Raw genomic sequence first — 14,828 nt, forward strand, 5'->3', positions numbered from 1 at the left:
CTCCGAGGTGAACCTGTCCCCCGTCAACTGCATCCCATCACCCGAGTCACCCGCAAACCGGATCACCACCCGGTCCAACTGACGGATCTGCTTGGTCACGCCTGCACCTCGCTTCGCTCGGCCCCGCCGCGCGCGCGGCTGCACATGATGGTGACCCCGCCTTGCCCGGCCACGCGACCTCCCTGATGCGCCGCTGCGCGGTCCGCCCGTGGGCGGGCCCCGGCCCGCTGTCGTCTCTCGCTCCGAGCCTACGTCCCGGGCTTAGGGTCTCCTTGGTGGAGGTCCGACACCTGGGAAACTGGTCGAGGACATCTGGGAGACTATGCGGTGATTTGCGATGGCCGCCGTAATTGAGATCACCGCCCCACTCGTGGCGCCCCGCCGGTCAGCCGGAGCGCTCCGTCGCCGACGGCTCCGTCGCCCGCCCGGCCGTCCACCGTCGTAGCGAGCCGGTGGCCAGCCCGAGCGCCAGCGCCACCAGCAGGACGGAGGCCACGATCAGCCCGAGCGCGGTCCGCTGGGCGGAGGACATCGCGCTGACGTCCACCGACCCGCCCTGCGCCGCGATCAACCCCTGCGAACCGGTCGGCGCGGGAGCACCCACCGGGGAGGTGGCCAGCGCGGCGGCGGCGGTGATCCGGAAGCTCATCTGGACCTGCCGGGTCGGTCCCTGCTCCGGGTCCAGCCAGCCGATCACCGCCCCGGCCAGGGGGGCGTCGCGCTGGGCGTCCGGGGTGGCGGCGACCGTGAACCGGAGCGTCCGGGTCTGCCCCGCCGGCACGACGTCCAGGTCGCAGCGGGTCCGCGTCGGCGACATCGACGCACAGCCGGCCGGCGGGCTCAGCACGCTGACCCCGGCCGGCAACAGCACGTCGACCCGTCCGGCGGCGTCCACCCTGCCGGTGTTGCCCAGGTGGGCCGCCAGCGCGGTGGGGCCGCCGCCGATGTCGAAGACCACCTCCTCGGCGTCCAGCAGTATCCCGGGCACCGGCGGGCCGGGTGGGAAGAGGACCGCGAAGCCCTCGTGGTCCTGCGTGGTGTCACCGGCGTCCGGCCCGGTCGCGGTGACCCGTACCGTGCCGCTGAGGGGCATCTGCCGCCAGGCGGTGCCGCTGACCCGGACCTGGATCAGGCTGCTGAACCGGTCGCCGGGCGCGGTGGTCCACTCGCCGCACTGCCAGCCGCCGTCACCGGCCGCCGCGCAACCCGGCGTCCCGGCGTCGGTGAGCCCGGCCGGCAGCGTGTAGGCCAGCCGCAGCCGTTCCGGCACGACGCCGGTGTTGGTGACCGTCACCTGCAGGGTGGCGACCGTGCTCCGGGCACTCCAGTACCGGTCGTCGAGGGTGATGTCCCCGGTGGTGACCTGGACCCCGACCCGACCGCCACCCGGCTGGGCGGGGTTCGGCCCGGAGGGTCGCGCGGACCGGGTGGGCAGCGGCGGCCTCGGGGTGGGAGTGGTGCTCGGCGTGCCGGCGGCCGTCGGCACCGGCGCCGACGTCGTGCCGGTCGGCTCGGGTGCGCCGGTCGGAGTCGGGCCCGGCGGCAGCGTCGGCGGCGCGCTGGTCGTGGTCGGTCCGGTCGCCGACGGCTCGACCGGGGGCGTCGGGTCGTCCGTCGGGTCACCGCCGGGGAGCCAGTCGTCGGTCGGGTCGACGGCCACCCGCGTCACGGTGGGGGTCGCCGCCAGGCCCGGTGTCACCCCGAGGGCGACCGCCAGCCCCGCCGCCAACACCGCTCCGACCAGAGCGGGGGTACGCCGGGCGAGGGACCGCCGAACGGTACGCGCGTCCACGCGGGACAATCTGACCTCCGTGACCCTGGGTGAGAGTTCATTATTCGGTAACAGTTGCGGCGGGGCACTAGTACCGGCGGAAAATAATCGGTGACGGGTCCCGGAGCCGCTCGCGTCGTCCCGGCCGGCCCGACGCCCGGTAGGCTCAGCCACCGTGACCGGTTACCTGGGCTCGTACGCGACGCTCGGGCTGCTGCTGCTCGCTGCCGTCCTCTTCTTCGTTACGGCGTTCTCCGCCAACCGGGTGTTACGTCCCGCCCGCCCGGCCGACCCGGCCGGTAAGCGGGCCGGCTACGAGTGCGGCCTCGACCCGGTCGGTGGCGACTGGGCGCAGATGCAGATCCGCTACTACGTGTACGCGTACCTTTACGTGCTCTTCGCCGTGGAGGCGGTCTTCCTCTTCCCCTGGGCGATGGTCTTCGACCGGCCCGGCTTCGGTGCGGTGACGGTCGCCGAGATGGGTGTCTTCGTCGCCGTGGTGGCGCTCGGCATCCTCTACGCCTGGCGCAAGCGCATCCTGCACTGGACCTGACCGCCCCCGCCGCCCGGCCGGCGGAGGCGGGGGTCAGCGGGGGCGGGAGTCAGCAGGGGCGGGGCGGCGGCCCGACCACGGCCCGACCACGGCCCGACCACGGCCCGACCACGGCGACGTCGCGGGCGCTCAGGCCAGGCCACGGCGGGTGACGGCGGGCGGCCGGTCGCCCCGGATCGAGGCCACCATGTCGAGCACCCGCCGGGTGGGCAGCACCTGATGGGCGCGGAACACCCGGGCGCCGAGCCAGGCCGACACCGCCGTCGCCGCCAGGGTGCCCTCCAACCGTTGCGCCACCGGCAGGTCGAGGGTCTCGCCGATGAAGTCCTTGTTCGACAACGCCACCAGCAGCGGCCAGCCGGTGTCGGACAGCTCGCCCAACCGCCGGGTGATCTCCAACGAGTGCCTGGTGTTCTTGCCGAAGTCGTGCGCCGGGTCGATCAGGATGCCGTCGGGGCGTACCCCCAGGGACACCGCGCGTTCGGCGAGCCCGGTCACCGTCGTGACCACGTCGGCGACCACGTCGGTGAAGGCGGCCCGGTGCGGCCGGGTCCGCGGGGCCAACCCGCCGGCGTGCGAGCAGACCAGGCCGACACCGGTCTCGGCGGCCACCCGGGCGAGCGCCGGATCGGCCCCGGACCAGGTGTCGTTGAGCAGGTCCGCGCCGGCCGCCACCGCCTCGACCGCCACCTCGGCCCGCCAGGTGTCGATCGAGATGACCACCTCGGGGAACGCGGCCCGCACGGCGGCGATGGTGTCGACCGTCCGGCGGATCTCCTCGGCCACGTCGACCTCGTCGCCCGGCCCGGCCTTCACCCCGCCGATGTCGATGATCTCCGCGCCCTCGGTGACCGCCCGCTGCACCGCGCGCAGGGCGCTGTCCTGCGCGAAGGTGGCACCCCGGTCGAAGAAGGAATCCGGCGTTCGATTGACGATCGCCATCACCACCGGCTCACCCGGGGCGAAGGTCCGCCCCCCGAGCCGCAGCGCCCCGGACAATTCAGCCTCCCGCAGGTCACCGGCCGGACGACCCGGCCGATGCCGACGCTAGCCGGTCGCCCGCCCCCGCCCTCGGGCCGGTTCGGCACCCGCTACCCGCACCGCTGCGGGCCGGGTAGCGCCAGAAGATCGGTGACGATGATGGTGGTTGGGGTCGCTCCGGAGGGTGTCGCCGTGCCACGATCTCCTCATGGGTCAGACTCTGCTCATTCTGGTCGTCGCGTTGACCGTGGCGGCGGTCGTGTTCGGCGTGACGGTGCTGATCTCGGGTCGGGACGGGCTCGCCCCCGCCGAACCCGACGGCAGAGCCGTCCCGCTGCCCGGCGGCCGGCCCCTGCGGGAGTCGGACGTCGGCGCGCTGCGCTTCGACACCGCCCTGCGCGGCTACCGGATGGACCAGGTCGACCAGGCGATGCGCCGGGCCGGCTACGACATCGGTTACAAGACCGAGCTGATCGGGGTGTTGGAGGCCGAGATCACCGCGCTGCGGGAGGGCCGTACCGACGACGCCGACGTGCTGCGCCGTACCCGGGAGGAGGCCGTGGGCACCCCGCCCGACGGCCCCCCGGCGACGCCCGCCGCCGAGGCACCCGGCCCGGAGGACGGCCCGACCGTCGAGGTCGGGCCTGCGGACCCGGTCCCCGCGCCGACGACCTCCGGGGCCGGGGCGACCGGCGACCGCACCGACACCGACCATGCGGATGACCGCACCGACAGCGACCAGCCCGGGACCGACAAGCCCGATACCGACAAGCCCGGGACCGACCGGGCCGAGGGTGCCGCCGCGGACCGCCCCGGCGGTGCGGTGGTCCGGTCGGAGCCGGTGTGACCGGACCCGGCCCGGCCGGTGGTGGGGTGGCCGACGAGGCCGCCCAGCCCGGCGCGGGCGAGTTCACCGCCACGGTGATCGTCAACGCTCCCGCCGCGCGGGTCTTCGCCGCGCTGACCGACTGGGAGGGGCAGTCCGACTGGATCCCGTTGACCCGGGTGCGGGTGGTCGAGGGCGACGGCGGGGAGGGCAGCCTCGTCGAGGCGGTCACCGCGCTCGGCCCGGCCGTGCTACGCGACGAGATGCGGGTGGTCCGGGTCGACGCCCCGTACGAGGTGGGTGTGGTGCACTGCGGCAGGCTGCTGCGTGGCCCCGGCGTGCTGCGGTGCACCCCGCTGGCCGACGACCGTACGCAGGTGGTCTGGCACGAGTGGTTCCACCTGCCCGGCGGGTCGGCCGGGCGGGTCGCCTGGCCGTTGCTCTGGCCCGGTTCCAAGGCCAGCCTGACGCTGGCGCTGAAGCGTTTCGCCCGCCTGGTCGAGGCCGGCCGCCTGCCCCGCCCGCCCACGCCCTGACGCCCCGCAGCGCGGCCGGCCGGGTCGCGTCACCCGGCCCCGATGCCGGGTGTCAGGCCCCTGGCCTAGCGTGTGACGGGTGACTGACCTGGTGACCGGCCCCGACGGCCTGCCCCGCTGCGCCTGGGGGGCGAGCACCCCGGACTACGCGTTCTACCACGACACCGAGTGGGGTCGGCCGGTGCGGGGCGACGACGCCCTCTACGAGCGACTCACCCTGGAGGCGTTCCAGTCCGGGCTGTCCTGGCTGACGATCCTGCGCAAACGCCCCGCGTTCCGGCTCGCCTTCGCCGACTTCCGGATCGAGCGGGTCGCCACCTTCGGCGACGCGGACGTGACCCGGCTGCTCGCCGACGCGGGCATCGTCCGCAACCGTGCCAAGATCGAATCGGCGATCGTCAACGCCCGCGCCGCACTGGCCCTGCCCGAGGGGCTCTCCGCGCTGCTCTGGTCCCATGCGCCGGCACCCCGGCCGACCCGGCCCGGGTCGTTCGCCGAGGTGCCGGCGACCACCCCGGAGTCCGTCGCGCTGGCCAAGGCGCTCAAGAAGCGGGGCTTCCGCTTCGTCGGCCCCACCACGGCGTACGCGCTGATGCAGGCCACCGGCATGGTCGACGACCATCTCGCGGGCTGCCACGCCGGCACCGTCTCCTCCCGTGATGGGATGGCTCCATGACCGTGACCGACCATCGCAGCACCGGCCCGACCGACGTCGACGGCGGGCCGGGCGGCGACGCCTGGGCGGTGCTGCTCCCGGCCGGGCGGTACGACGCCGAACGCCTCGTCCACCATGACACCCTGGAGCTGACCGTCCCGCCCGGTGTGCCCGCCCCCCGCCCCGGCGACCCGGTGGCGGTGCTGGCCGACGAGCCGTCCCGGCTGGTGGCGCTGGGCCGGGTGGCCCGCCTCGACGGGGAGACGCTGCTGGTGACCTACACCCGGCGGTCGTTCGACGCGCCGGTGCCGACCGGGCAGGTGAGCGTCGCCGGGCCGGTCACCCCGCTCGCCCCGGGCACCTACCGTGAGCTGGCCGACCGGCTCGGCCCGCCGCCGCCCCGCCGGACCTGGCTGGTCAGCCTCGACCTGCCGATCGAGGCCGAGTCGCCGGCCGAGGCGGTCCGGCTCTTCTGGTCGTACGTGCGGGAGTTGGGTCCGGCGGAGCTGCCCGCGTTCGTCTCGCCCAGCGGCGACGAGTTGGCCATGCAGGCGTTCGTGCTGGGCGTCGAGGCCAACCAGGACCCGGAGGAGGACGACTAGCCACCCGCCGACCGGGTATGGGCGCTCGGGTGCCGGCAGCCGGTCGGCGGGGTGAGGGAGAGCCGATGCGGTTCCAGGACAAGGTCGCGTTCGTCACCGGTGGTGCCTCGGGGCTCGGGGAGGCCACCGCCCGTCGGTTCGCCGCCGAGGGGGCCCGGCTGGTGATCGCCGACATCAACGCCGAGGGTGCCCAGCGGGTGGCCGCCGAGCTGCCCGACGCGCTCGCGGTGACCGTCGACACCGGTGACGCCGACGCGGTGGAACAGGGCATCGCCGACACGGTGCGGCGTTACGGCCGGCTCGACGTCATCTTCAACAACGCCGGCATCGACGGCCGGCAGCAGCCCCTGCACGAGATGGACGTGGACAACTGGCAGAAGGTCCGGCGGATCAACGGTGACGGCGTGTTCCACGTGCTCAAGTACGGCATCGAGGCGATGCTGCGGGGTGGTGGGGGTGCGATCGTCAACACCTCGTCCACGACCGGCCTGGCGGCGCAGGAGAACATCTCCCCGTACACCTTCACCAAGGCCGGCATCGTGGGGCTGACCCGGTCGGCGGCGGTGGAGTACGCGGCCCGCAACATCCGGGTCAACGCGGTCGCTCCCACGGTGGTGATGACCCCGCTGGTGCAGCACTTCATCGACAGCGCCCCCGACCCGGCGCAGATGCGGGCCCGGATGGAGTCGTTCAACCCGAAGCCGGGCATTCCCACCCCGGACGACGTGGCCGGTGTGGTGCTCTTCCTCTGCTCCGACGACGCCACCTGGATCACCGGCCACACCGTCCCCATCGACGGCGGTTACGTGGCCCGATGACGGCCGACCGGATGTCGTCCGGGATCCGCGTCACCGCCACGGCGTGGCCGGCACGGTGTCCCGGGTCGGTCCACCCGGCCCGGGACACCGTGCCGGTCCGACGCTCAGTTGCCCTGGAAGACGGGCTTCTGCTTGTTGACGAAGGCGGTGGTGGCGGCCCGGTGGTCGGCGGTGGCCCCGCAGATCGACTGGGCCTGCGCCTCGGCGGAGAGGGCGTCGGCGAGGGTGCCGGCGTCGGCGATGGACAGCTGCCGCTTGATCGCCCCGTACGCGACGGTCGGGCCGGCGGCGAGCCGGGCGGCCAGCTCGTGTGCGGTGGGCAGCACCTGCTCGTCGTCGTCGACCAGCCGGGTGAGCAGACCCAGCCGGGTCGCCTCGGCGGCGTCCACCGGCTCGGCGAGCATCAGCAGCTCGACGGCCTTGGCGTGGCCGACCAGCCGGGGCAGCGTCCAGGACGCCCCGGTGTCGGCGGCGAGGCCCACCCCGGCGAACGCCATCAGGAACTTCGTCTTCGGCCCGCCGATGCGGAAGTCGGCCAGGAACGCCAGCGAGGCGCCCGCCCCGGCGGCCATGCCCCGGACCGCGGCGACCACCGGTTTGGGCAGGTTGGCCAGCCGGGCGGCGATCGGGTTGTAGTGCGCCCGGACGGTGTCCAGCGGGTCGCGGCCCGGCGACTCCAGGACCTGGACGTGCTCGCGCAGGTCCTGCCCGGCGCTGAACGAACCGCCCGCCCCGGCCAGCACCACGGCCCGGCAGGACCGGTCGGTCTCCAACGCGGCCAGGGCGTCCCGCAGGGCCTCCTTGAGCGCCACGTCGAGCGCGTTCATCGCGGTGGGGCGGTTCATGGTCAGGGTGACCACGCCATCGGTGCGGTCGACGAGCAGCGGCTCGGTCACGTCTCTAACGGCCCTTCTGTCGGGGGACCCGGTTGCCGGCGTCGAGGCACTGCTCGACGTACCGGTCGGCGGCCGGCCGGAGCCGGGCGGCGTGCCGGTCGAAGAAGCTGGCGGCGGCGGTGCCGGGCCAGCGTTCGGGGAGCAGTGCCGGAGGGAGTTGAGGGTCCTGGAACAGGAAGGTACGCCACGCGTGCACCAGCCGGAACCGGGCCGCGTACGCCTCCTCGTCGCCGCTGCGCACGGTCACCCCGGCCAGTTGGGCGCGCTGTTCGGCGACGAACCGTTCGTAGGCGTGCCCGATCTCGCGGAGGTCCCAGGCTCGGCGGACCACTCCCATCGCGCCGGGGGTGCCGGCGGCGTGGGCGGCGGTGAACCGCTCGTAGCGCACCCCGGCCTCCTCCAGCAGCACGTCGACGTCCTCGCTGGCCCGGGTCGCCACCCAGGTGTGCTCGTCGAGGGTGCCGTAGCCGAGGAAGCTGAGGTTGGCGGCGAGCCGCTGCCGGTCCCGGCGGGCGGTCGGGGTCGCCAGGACGAGCAGGTCGAACCGCCCGTCCCAGGTGATCCGGCCGGTCCGGTAGATTCGGGCGGCGGCCTCGTCGAGCCGACGGACCGCCTTCGGTGTGATCGAGTAACCCGGGCCGGAGGCGAGCCGCAGGGGCTCCAGCCAGCCCTGGCGGACCATCCGGGACACGGCGGTCCGCACGGCCGGGGGAGCGACGCCGAGCGGGGCCAGCAACTTCACCAGGGCGGCGACCGGTGCGCGCCCACCTCTCGTGCGGAGATGGTCGCCGTAGAGGTCGAAGAGTGCCGACCGTGCCTGCATGACCGCACATTGTGACAGGCCTTCTCAAGATAAGCTAGGTGCTGTTACATCAATGCCGCTCCGGTTTGGGTCCGGCGGTGTTCATCAGGGAAAATCGTGGTCGACGCCCCCGCGTACCTTGCGGGTGGTCAGCACGAAGTGGCTGTGGGGCAGTACACCGACCCTGATGTTCAGGTCTGAGGGGAGACAACATGGCGGCGATGAAGCCGCGGACGGGCGACGGTCCGCTGGAAGTCACCAAGGAGGGTCGGGGCATCGTCATGCGGGTCCCGCTGGAGGGCGGTGGCCGGCTCGTCGTCGAGATGACTCCCGACGAGGCCAACGCGCTCGGTGACGCGCTGAAGGCGGCTGCCGGCTGATCGGCCGACACTCCGTGCGGTGCCGCGCGGAAGGTCCTGGTCCCTGAGTCACCGGCACTGCCGGTGACTCAGGGACTTCGTCTGTCCCACGCGGGTCGTCGAGGTCCCGCACCACGAATTTTCCCGGAGGTACGGTCCAGCGTGCTCGCCATCAGTCTCGCCGTCACCACCGACGGGCCGGACGTCCTCGTCCTGCCCGTCCGCGCCGCCACCGCACCGGACGACGCCGCGCCGTCGCTGGTCGCCACCGCACCACCACCCGCCGACGAGGTGCGGGGCGAGGCGGAGGCACTGCTGCCGGTGACCCGGTTGACCGGCCGGGCCGGCGAGACACTGACCCAGCTGCGTCCCGGCCGTACCCCGGTCCGGCTGCTGCTGCTCGGCGTGGGTGACGGCGGGGAACGGGCCTGGCGGACGGCGGGCGCCGCCCTGGCCCGGGCCGCCGTAGATGAGACACATGTCACGTTGGCGCTGCCTGTCGACGTGCCGGCCGGGGTGGTCCGGGCCCTCGTCGAAGGGCTGCTGCTCGCCTCGTACCGGTTCCGGCTGACCGAGGCGGGGCCGACGCCCGCACTGGCCGGGGTGACCCTGCTGACCGCCGCGCCGGACGCGTACACCGGGGCGGTCGAGACGGCCCGGACCACCGCCGCGATGACCCGGCTCGCCCGGGATCTCACCAACACCCCCTCCGCGGTGAAGAACCCGGAGTGGTTCGCCGCCCAGGTGGCCGACGCCGCCGCCGACCAACCCGACCTGCACCTGCGGGTACGCGGGCCGCAGGAGCTGGCGGACGAGGGCTTCGGCGGCATCGTCGCCGTCGGTGCCGGCTCGGCCAGCGGCCCCCGCCTGGTCGAGCTGGACTGGCGGCCGGCCGACGCCCGGCTGCATGTCGTGCTGGTCGGCAAGGGGATCACCTTCGACACCGGCGGCATCTCGATCAAGCCGGTGCCGGCGATGAAGCTGATGCGCAAGGACATGGCCGGTGCGGCGGCGGTCGTCGCGGCCACCCTCGGCGCGGCGGCGCTGCGGCTGCCCGTGCGGGTCACCGCCCTGACCCCGTTGGCCGAGAACATGGTCAGCGGGGCCGCGTTCCGCCCCGGCGACATCATCCGGCACTACGACGGCACGACCAGCGAGAGCACCAACTCCGACGCGGAGGGCCGGCTGGTGCTCGCCGACGCGCTCGGCTACGCGGCCCGGGAACTCCGCCCCGACCTGCTGATCGACCTGGCCACCCTGACCGGGGCCAACGCGGTGGCGTTGGGCAAGCGGACCGGCGCGCTCTACAGCGAAAACGACGAGCTGGCCGCCGCCGTGCTGGCCGCCGTGGCCGACGCCGGTGAGGCGGCCTGGCGGATGCCGCTGCCCGCCGACTACCTCGAACACCTGGGCAGTGACCTGGCCGACCGGCACAGCTCCCCGGACCGGGGTGCCGGCTCGGTGATGGCCGCGCTCTACCTGCGCGAGTTCACCGGTGAACTGCGGGACCGTTGGCTACACGTCGACATGTCCGCGCCGTCCTGGGCCGACGGCGACGACGCGGAGCTGACCCGGGGCGCGACCGGCTGGGGTGTCCGGGGCCTGCTGCGCTGGCTGGCGACGCTGGACTGAGCGGCCGCCGGGCCGGGTGCCCGCCCCGCGTCCCGACGCGGTCGGCGCCCGGTCGCCGGTCGGCGCCCGGTCGCCGGTCAGCACTTGACCGCGGCCAGCAGGCCGTGGCCGACCGGGAGCAGGGCCGGGATCCACTGCTCGGCCTCCCGGATCGCCTTGACCGTCTCCCGCATGGTCACCGTCTCGGCGTCCCGGGCGGCCGGGTCGCCGATCCGGCCGCTGGCGAAGCCGCCGTTGAGGGCGAGCACCCCACCGGGGCGCAGCAGCCGCAGGGCGGCGTCGACGTACGCGGCGGAGCCGGTCGCCTCACCGTCCACGAAGACCAGGTCGTACGCGCCGTCGGCGAGCCGGGGCAGCACGTCCAACGCCCGCCCGGTGATGATCCGGGTGCGGCCGGACGGGAAACCCGCCTCGACGAGGATCCGCCGGGCGATCCGCTGGTGCTCGATCTCGACGTCGATGGTGGTGAGCACCCCGTCGGCGCGCATCCCGCGCAGCAGCCACACCCCGCTGACCCCGGTGCCGGTGCCGATCTCCACCACCGCGCGGGCGTTGCCGGCGGCGGCGAGCAGGCGCAGTGCCGCCCCGGCCCCGGGGGTGACCGCGTCGAGGCCGACCTCCCGGGCGAGGCTACGGGCGGTGGCCAGCACGATGTCCTCGCCGACGTACGACTCGGCGAACTGCAACGACTGCGCCGTCGGGCTGCCGGAACTGGCGACCGTGGCGATGGGACACCTCCGGGCGGTGGCGATGGTGCGAGGGGCGGGTGGGCGGTATGAGCCTAGAGGCGAGGTACTTTCCGCGCAGCCGCGAGTCCACCCCTGGCGGTTCCGGCGGGGCGGAAGCCGCCGTGGACGGCTCCGCCCGGGGCGGGAGTTGCCCGTGGCCGCCGGCTTGCCCGTGCTGGGTGCCGGAAGGTCAGTGGCTACCCCGGGGAAGGTCGGCGGCGGCCCGGGGAAGGCCAGTGGCGGCCCGGGGGAAGGCCGGCGGCGGGCGGTCGCGGCCGGGCAACAGCTGACTGCGTCCGGCGCATCCGTGCAATCCTGGATGCGGTGCCCCCTGCGCCGTGACCGCCACCCCCGGTCGTGGCCCGGGGCACCGGGGGACGGACTGGGAGGCACCGACGTGACCGACGGCTGGGACTGGCGAGCGCCCGGCGGGACTCCGGGGTCGGCGGGGCCGCCCCCCGGTCCGCCGCAGACGGGCCCGACGACGCCGTACGGCGGTCCGCCGTCGTCCGGCGGCCACGGCGGGTCGGCGTCGCCGTGGTGGTCCGACGCGCTCGCCGACCCGTGGCGGGACCCGTACGCCCCGTCGGCGGTCGTGCTGCCGAGCGTGCCGGCCCCCGGGGCGGCCCCGGAACCGGTCACCGACCCGGATGCGCCGGGCCGGCCGAAGCTGCGCCAACTGCTGATCGTCCCGTTGATCGTCGCGTTGCTCGCCGGCACCCTGGGCGGTGCCCTCGGTTATGCCTTCGCGGTGCGCGGCGGGGTCGGCGGTGGGGTCACCCTGGGGGCTCCGGGCGAGGGTCCGGCTCTGGCCCAGCGTCGCCCGGACTCGCTGGCCGGGGTCGCCGGTCGGGTCCTGCCCAGCGTGGTGACCATCCGGGTGGCCAGCCTGGGCGGCACCAGCGAGGGGTCCGGGTTCATCGTCAGCGCCGACGGTTACGTGGTCACCAACGACCACGTGGTCGCCGACGGCACCGGCCGGGCGTCGGTGACCTTCAACGACGGCAGCAGCTCCCCGGCGACGGTGGTGGGTCAGGACCCGGAGTCGGACATCGCGGTGATCAAGGTGAACCGCAAGGGCCTGCGGCCGATCGAGTTCGGTGACTCCGAGTCGCTCGCGGTGGGGGACCCGGTGCTGGCCATCGGCTCGCCCCTGTCGCTGGCGAACACGGTGACCGCCGGCATCATCAGCGCCCTGGACCGCACCATGCAGGCGGGGGAGCCCGGCGGGCCGGTCCGCTACTACGCCGCGATCCAGACCGACGCGGCCGTCAACCACGGCAACTCGGGTGGCCCGCTGGTCGACTCGGCCGGCCGGGTGATCGGGGTGAACTCGACGATCAGGTCGCTGGTCGCGGAGGGGCAGGAGGCGGGGAACATCGGGCTCGCCTTCGCCATCCCGATCAACCAGGCGAAGCGGATCACCCAGGACATCATCGGCACCGGCAAGGCCCGGCGTACCGTGATCGGGGCCCAGGTCGCCGGCACCGGGACCGCCACCCGGGCCGGCACCGGCGTGCGCCTGGCGGCCGTGGAACCGGCCGGCCCGGCGGCGGCGGCGGGCCTGCAGACGGGCGATGTCGTCCTGCGGCTCAACGGGCGGCCGATGAACGAGCCGACCGACCTGATCGCCCTGGTCCGCAAGTTCGCCCCGGGGTCGGTGGTGACGGTGGAGTACCGGCGTGGTTCGACCCGGCAGAACGCCTCGGTGACGCTTGCCGCGGATGCCAAGTGAGGGCCGGTCACCCCCTCCCGAAGCGGGGCCTGACGTGCGTAGTCTTGGTACGACGCGACGAGGAGGCCCCGCGGTGCTCGACAACCTGAACTGGTGGGAGATCGGCGTACTGCTGCTCCTGGCGTTGCTGATCTTCGGGGACCGGTTGCCCAACGTCATCAGCGACGGCCTGCGGATGGTGCGCAACCTGCGCAACATGGCCCGCAACGCGACCGGTGACCTGAGCCGTGAGCTGGGCACCGACATCCAGCTGGAGGATCTGCACCCGAAGGCGTTCATCCGCAAGCACCTCCTCAGCGAGGAGGACGAGCAGGCGATCCGCAAGCCCCTCCAGGGTGTCTACGACAATCTGCGGGCGGATGTCACCGGGGTGCACGAGGAACTCAAGGACATCGCCGACCGGGTCGACCCGCGCGCCGCCGTCCGGCGGAGCACCGCGACGAGCACCGCCGCCGTTCCTGCTCCCGCGCCGGCCCCCCGCCCCAGCTACGACGACGCCACCTGACGTTCTGATCCACTCGGTGCTGGGCCGGTTGCGGTGTCCCCGGCCGGGGACACCGCAACATCGGCTCACATGAGTGGACCACCCCTGCCCGCCGGGGCGGGTGTGGTCAGCGGCCGGCGGGGGTGAGACCCAGCGGCTTGCCGAGCAGCGACTCGCGACGTACCGCCAGCCGGTCGGCGACCTGGCGCAGCGCCTTCGCGGCGGGCGCGTCCGGTGCGGACAGCACGATCGGGATGCCGGCGTCGCCGCCCTCACGGACCCGGGTGTCCATCGGGATCTGCCCCAGCAGCGGCACCTGCGCGCCGATCGTCCGGGTCAGCGACTCGGCCACCTCCTGGCCGCCACCGGCGCCGAAGACCTCCATCCGGGAACCGTCCGGCAGCTCCAGCCAGGACATGTTCTCGATGACACCGACGATCCGCTGGTGGGTCTGCAGGGAGATCGCGCCGGCCCGCTCGGCGACCTCGGCGGCTGCGGCCTGCGGGGTGGTCACCACCAGGATCTCGGCGTTCGGCAGCAGCTGGGCGACCGAGATGGCGATGTCGCCGGTGCCCGGGGGCAGGTCGAGCAGCAGGACGTCCAGCTCACCCCAGTAGACGTCACCGAGGAACTGCTGCAACGCCCGGTGCAGCATCGGGCCGCGCCATACCACGGCCGCGTTGCCCGGGGTGAACATGCCGATCGAGATGACCTTCACGCCGTTCGCCTGCGGCGGCATGATCATGTCTTCCACCCGGGTGGGCTTGCCGTCCGCGCCGAGCATCCGGGGCACCGAGTGGCCGTAGATGTCGGCGTCGACCACACCGACGGACAGGCCCCGGGCGGCCAGCGCGGCGGCCAGGTTGACCGTGACGCTGGACTTGCCCACGCCGCCCTTGCCGCTGGCCACCGCGTAGACCCGGGTGCGGGAGCCGGGCTGGGCGAACGGGATCACCGCCTCGTCGGTGCTGCCGCCGCGCAGCTTGCCCTGCAACTCCTGCCGCTGCTCCGGGCTCATCACCCCGAAGTCGATCTCGACGCCGGTCACCCCGGGCACCGCGCCGACGGCGGCGGTGATGTCCCCGCGCAGCTTGTCCTTCAGCGGACAGCCGGCCACGGTGAGCAGCAGCCCGACCCGGACCACGCCGTCCTCGCCGATCTCGGCGGAGCGGACCATGCCGAGGTCGGTGATGGGCCGGCGGATCTCCGGGTCGTTGACGGTGGCCAGCGCGGCCTGGATCGCGTCGGAGAGGGTGCTGACGGGAGCTGACATGCGGGCAATGCTACGTCGGCCGGGCGGGACGACCGCCGGCAGCGGGGCCGGGTGTGAGCGAATCGATCGGTCGGTCCGGCCCGCCCCGCTCCACGGACAAACCTGGACGATCAGGTACGGGGCCCGCTGGCGCTCCGGCCCGCGACAAGCGGGTCACCGACGCGGGGTCGACCCCCG

16 protein-coding genes are annotated in these 14,828 nt (G+C 74.1%); 10 read left to right on the top strand and 6 right to left on the bottom strand.

The annotated features are described in order from the left end of the window. Positions 1 to 385: 385 nt before the first annotated feature. A complete protein-coding gene (locus AB0C22_RS18615; RefSeq protein WP_308291006.1) occupies positions 386 to 1,792 on the bottom strand; it encodes a hypothetical protein in 1,407 nt (468 codons plus the stop codon). Between the two features lie 154 nt (positions 1,793 to 1,946). Between AB0C22_RS18615 and ndhC the strand changes: the two genes are divergently transcribed. Then, positions 1,947 to 2,324 carry an NADH-quinone oxidoreductase subunit A gene (gene ndhC, locus AB0C22_RS18620; protein ID WP_091254266.1) on the top strand — a complete coding sequence of 126 codons (378 nt, stop codon included), beginning with the start codon at positions 1,947 to 1,949 and terminating at the stop codon, positions 2,322 to 2,324. A 129-nt stretch (positions 2,325 to 2,453) separates the two neighbouring features. Here the strand turns inward: ndhC and folP are convergent, their stop codons facing one another. Next, a complete protein-coding gene (gene folP, locus AB0C22_RS18625; RefSeq protein ID WP_208570356.1) occupies positions 2,454 to 3,323 on the bottom strand; it encodes a dihydropteroate synthase in 870 nt (289 codons plus the stop codon). Between the two features lie 190 nt (positions 3,324 to 3,513). On the opposite strand from folP, the gene AB0C22_RS18630 reads away from it, so the two are divergent. The 5 genes from AB0C22_RS18630 (at position 3,514) to AB0C22_RS18650 (ending at position 6,742) form a co-directional block, all read left to right on the top strand. Further along, entirely contained in the window at positions 3,514 to 4,152 is a 639-nt protein-coding gene (locus AB0C22_RS18630; protein ID WP_357536125.1) for a DivIVA domain-containing protein, read from the top strand. Beyond that, positions 4,149 to 4,667 (top strand): SRPBCC family protein, encoded by a 519-nt coding sequence (locus AB0C22_RS18635; RefSeq protein WP_219466780.1) that lies wholly within the window; start codon positions 4,149 to 4,151, stop codon positions 4,665 to 4,667. Before AB0C22_RS18630 ends, AB0C22_RS18635 begins: the two co-directional genes overlap by 4 nt. Positions 4,668 to 4,746: 79 nt before the next feature. Next, the gene (locus tag AB0C22_RS18640; protein WP_219466782.1) at positions 4,747 to 5,343 is read left to right on the top strand and encodes a DNA-3-methyladenine glycosylase I; all 597 of its coding nucleotides are present in this window, start codon (positions 4,747 to 4,749) and stop codon (positions 5,341 to 5,343) included. Continuing rightward, on the top strand, positions 5,340 to 5,924 hold the full coding sequence (locus AB0C22_RS18645) for a hypothetical protein (protein WP_219466783.1): 585 nt from the start codon (positions 5,340 to 5,342) through the stop codon (positions 5,922 to 5,924). The genes AB0C22_RS18640 and AB0C22_RS18645 overlap by 4 nt, the downstream gene beginning before the upstream one ends. A gap of 65 nt (positions 5,925 to 5,989) precedes the next feature. Further along, complete coding sequence (locus tag AB0C22_RS18650) at positions 5,990 to 6,742, top strand: SDR family oxidoreductase (protein ID WP_208570361.1); 753 nt, start codon at positions 5,990 to 5,992, stop codon at positions 6,740 to 6,742. 104 nt (positions 6,743 to 6,846) lie between these two features. Here the strand turns inward: AB0C22_RS18650 and AB0C22_RS18655 are convergent, their stop codons facing one another. Both AB0C22_RS18655 and AB0C22_RS18660 read right to left on the bottom strand, forming a co-directional pair. Then, positions 6,847 to 7,638 carry an enoyl-CoA hydratase-related protein gene (locus AB0C22_RS18655; protein WP_208570362.1) on the bottom strand — a complete coding sequence of 264 codons (792 nt, stop codon included), beginning with the start codon at positions 7,636 to 7,638 and terminating at the stop codon, positions 6,847 to 6,849. A gap of 4 nt (positions 7,639 to 7,642) precedes the next feature. Then, positions 7,643 to 8,461, bottom strand: coding sequence for a PaaX family transcriptional regulator C-terminal domain-containing protein (locus AB0C22_RS18660; RefSeq protein ID WP_219466786.1), 819 nt, complete (start codon positions 8,459 to 8,461; stop codon positions 7,643 to 7,645). Between the two features lie 191 nt (positions 8,462 to 8,652). Here AB0C22_RS18660 and AB0C22_RS18665 point away from each other — a divergent pair, with 191 nt between their 5' ends. Beyond that, entirely contained in the window at positions 8,653 to 8,820 is a 168-nt protein-coding gene (locus tag AB0C22_RS18665; RefSeq protein WP_007455245.1) for a DUF3117 domain-containing protein, read from the top strand. Positions 8,821 to 9,057: 237 nt separating this feature from the next. Continuing rightward, positions 9,058 to 10,431, top strand: a complete 1,374-nt coding sequence (locus AB0C22_RS18670) for a leucyl aminopeptidase family protein (protein WP_255598957.1) — start codon at positions 9,058 to 9,060, stop codon at positions 10,429 to 10,431. Positions 10,432 to 10,508: 77 nt separating this feature from the next. On the opposite strand, the gene AB0C22_RS18675 is transcribed toward AB0C22_RS18670, so the two are convergent. Next, entirely contained in the window at positions 10,509 to 11,117 is a 609-nt protein-coding gene (locus AB0C22_RS18675) for an O-methyltransferase (RefSeq protein ID WP_244253447.1), read from the bottom strand. A 424-nt stretch (positions 11,118 to 11,541) separates the two neighbouring features. On the opposite strand from AB0C22_RS18675, the gene AB0C22_RS18680 reads away from it, so the two are divergent. Together AB0C22_RS18680 and AB0C22_RS18685 are read left to right on the top strand one after the other, a co-directional pair. Then, entirely contained in the window at positions 11,542 to 12,894 is a 1,353-nt protein-coding gene (locus AB0C22_RS18680) for a trypsin-like peptidase domain-containing protein (RefSeq protein WP_219470637.1), read from the top strand. 73 nt (positions 12,895 to 12,967) lie between these two features. Continuing rightward, entirely contained in the window at positions 12,968 to 13,399 is a 432-nt protein-coding gene (locus AB0C22_RS18685) for a preprotein translocase subunit TatB (protein ID WP_219466789.1), read from the top strand. A gap of 106 nt (positions 13,400 to 13,505) precedes the next feature. Here AB0C22_RS18685 and AB0C22_RS18690 read toward each other — a convergent pair whose 3' ends face one another. Further along, positions 13,506 to 14,651: an Mrp/NBP35 family ATP-binding protein gene (locus AB0C22_RS18690; RefSeq protein WP_208570365.1), complete on the bottom strand. Its 1,146-nt coding sequence runs from the start codon at positions 14,649 to 14,651 to the stop codon at positions 13,506 to 13,508. Between the last annotated feature and the right edge of the window lie 177 nt (positions 14,652 to 14,828).

It is taken from the genome of Micromonospora sp. NPDC048894 (assembly GCF_040649765.1).
GTDB lineage: Bacteria > Actinomycetota > Actinomycetes > Mycobacteriales > Micromonosporaceae > Micromonospora > Micromonospora antibiotica.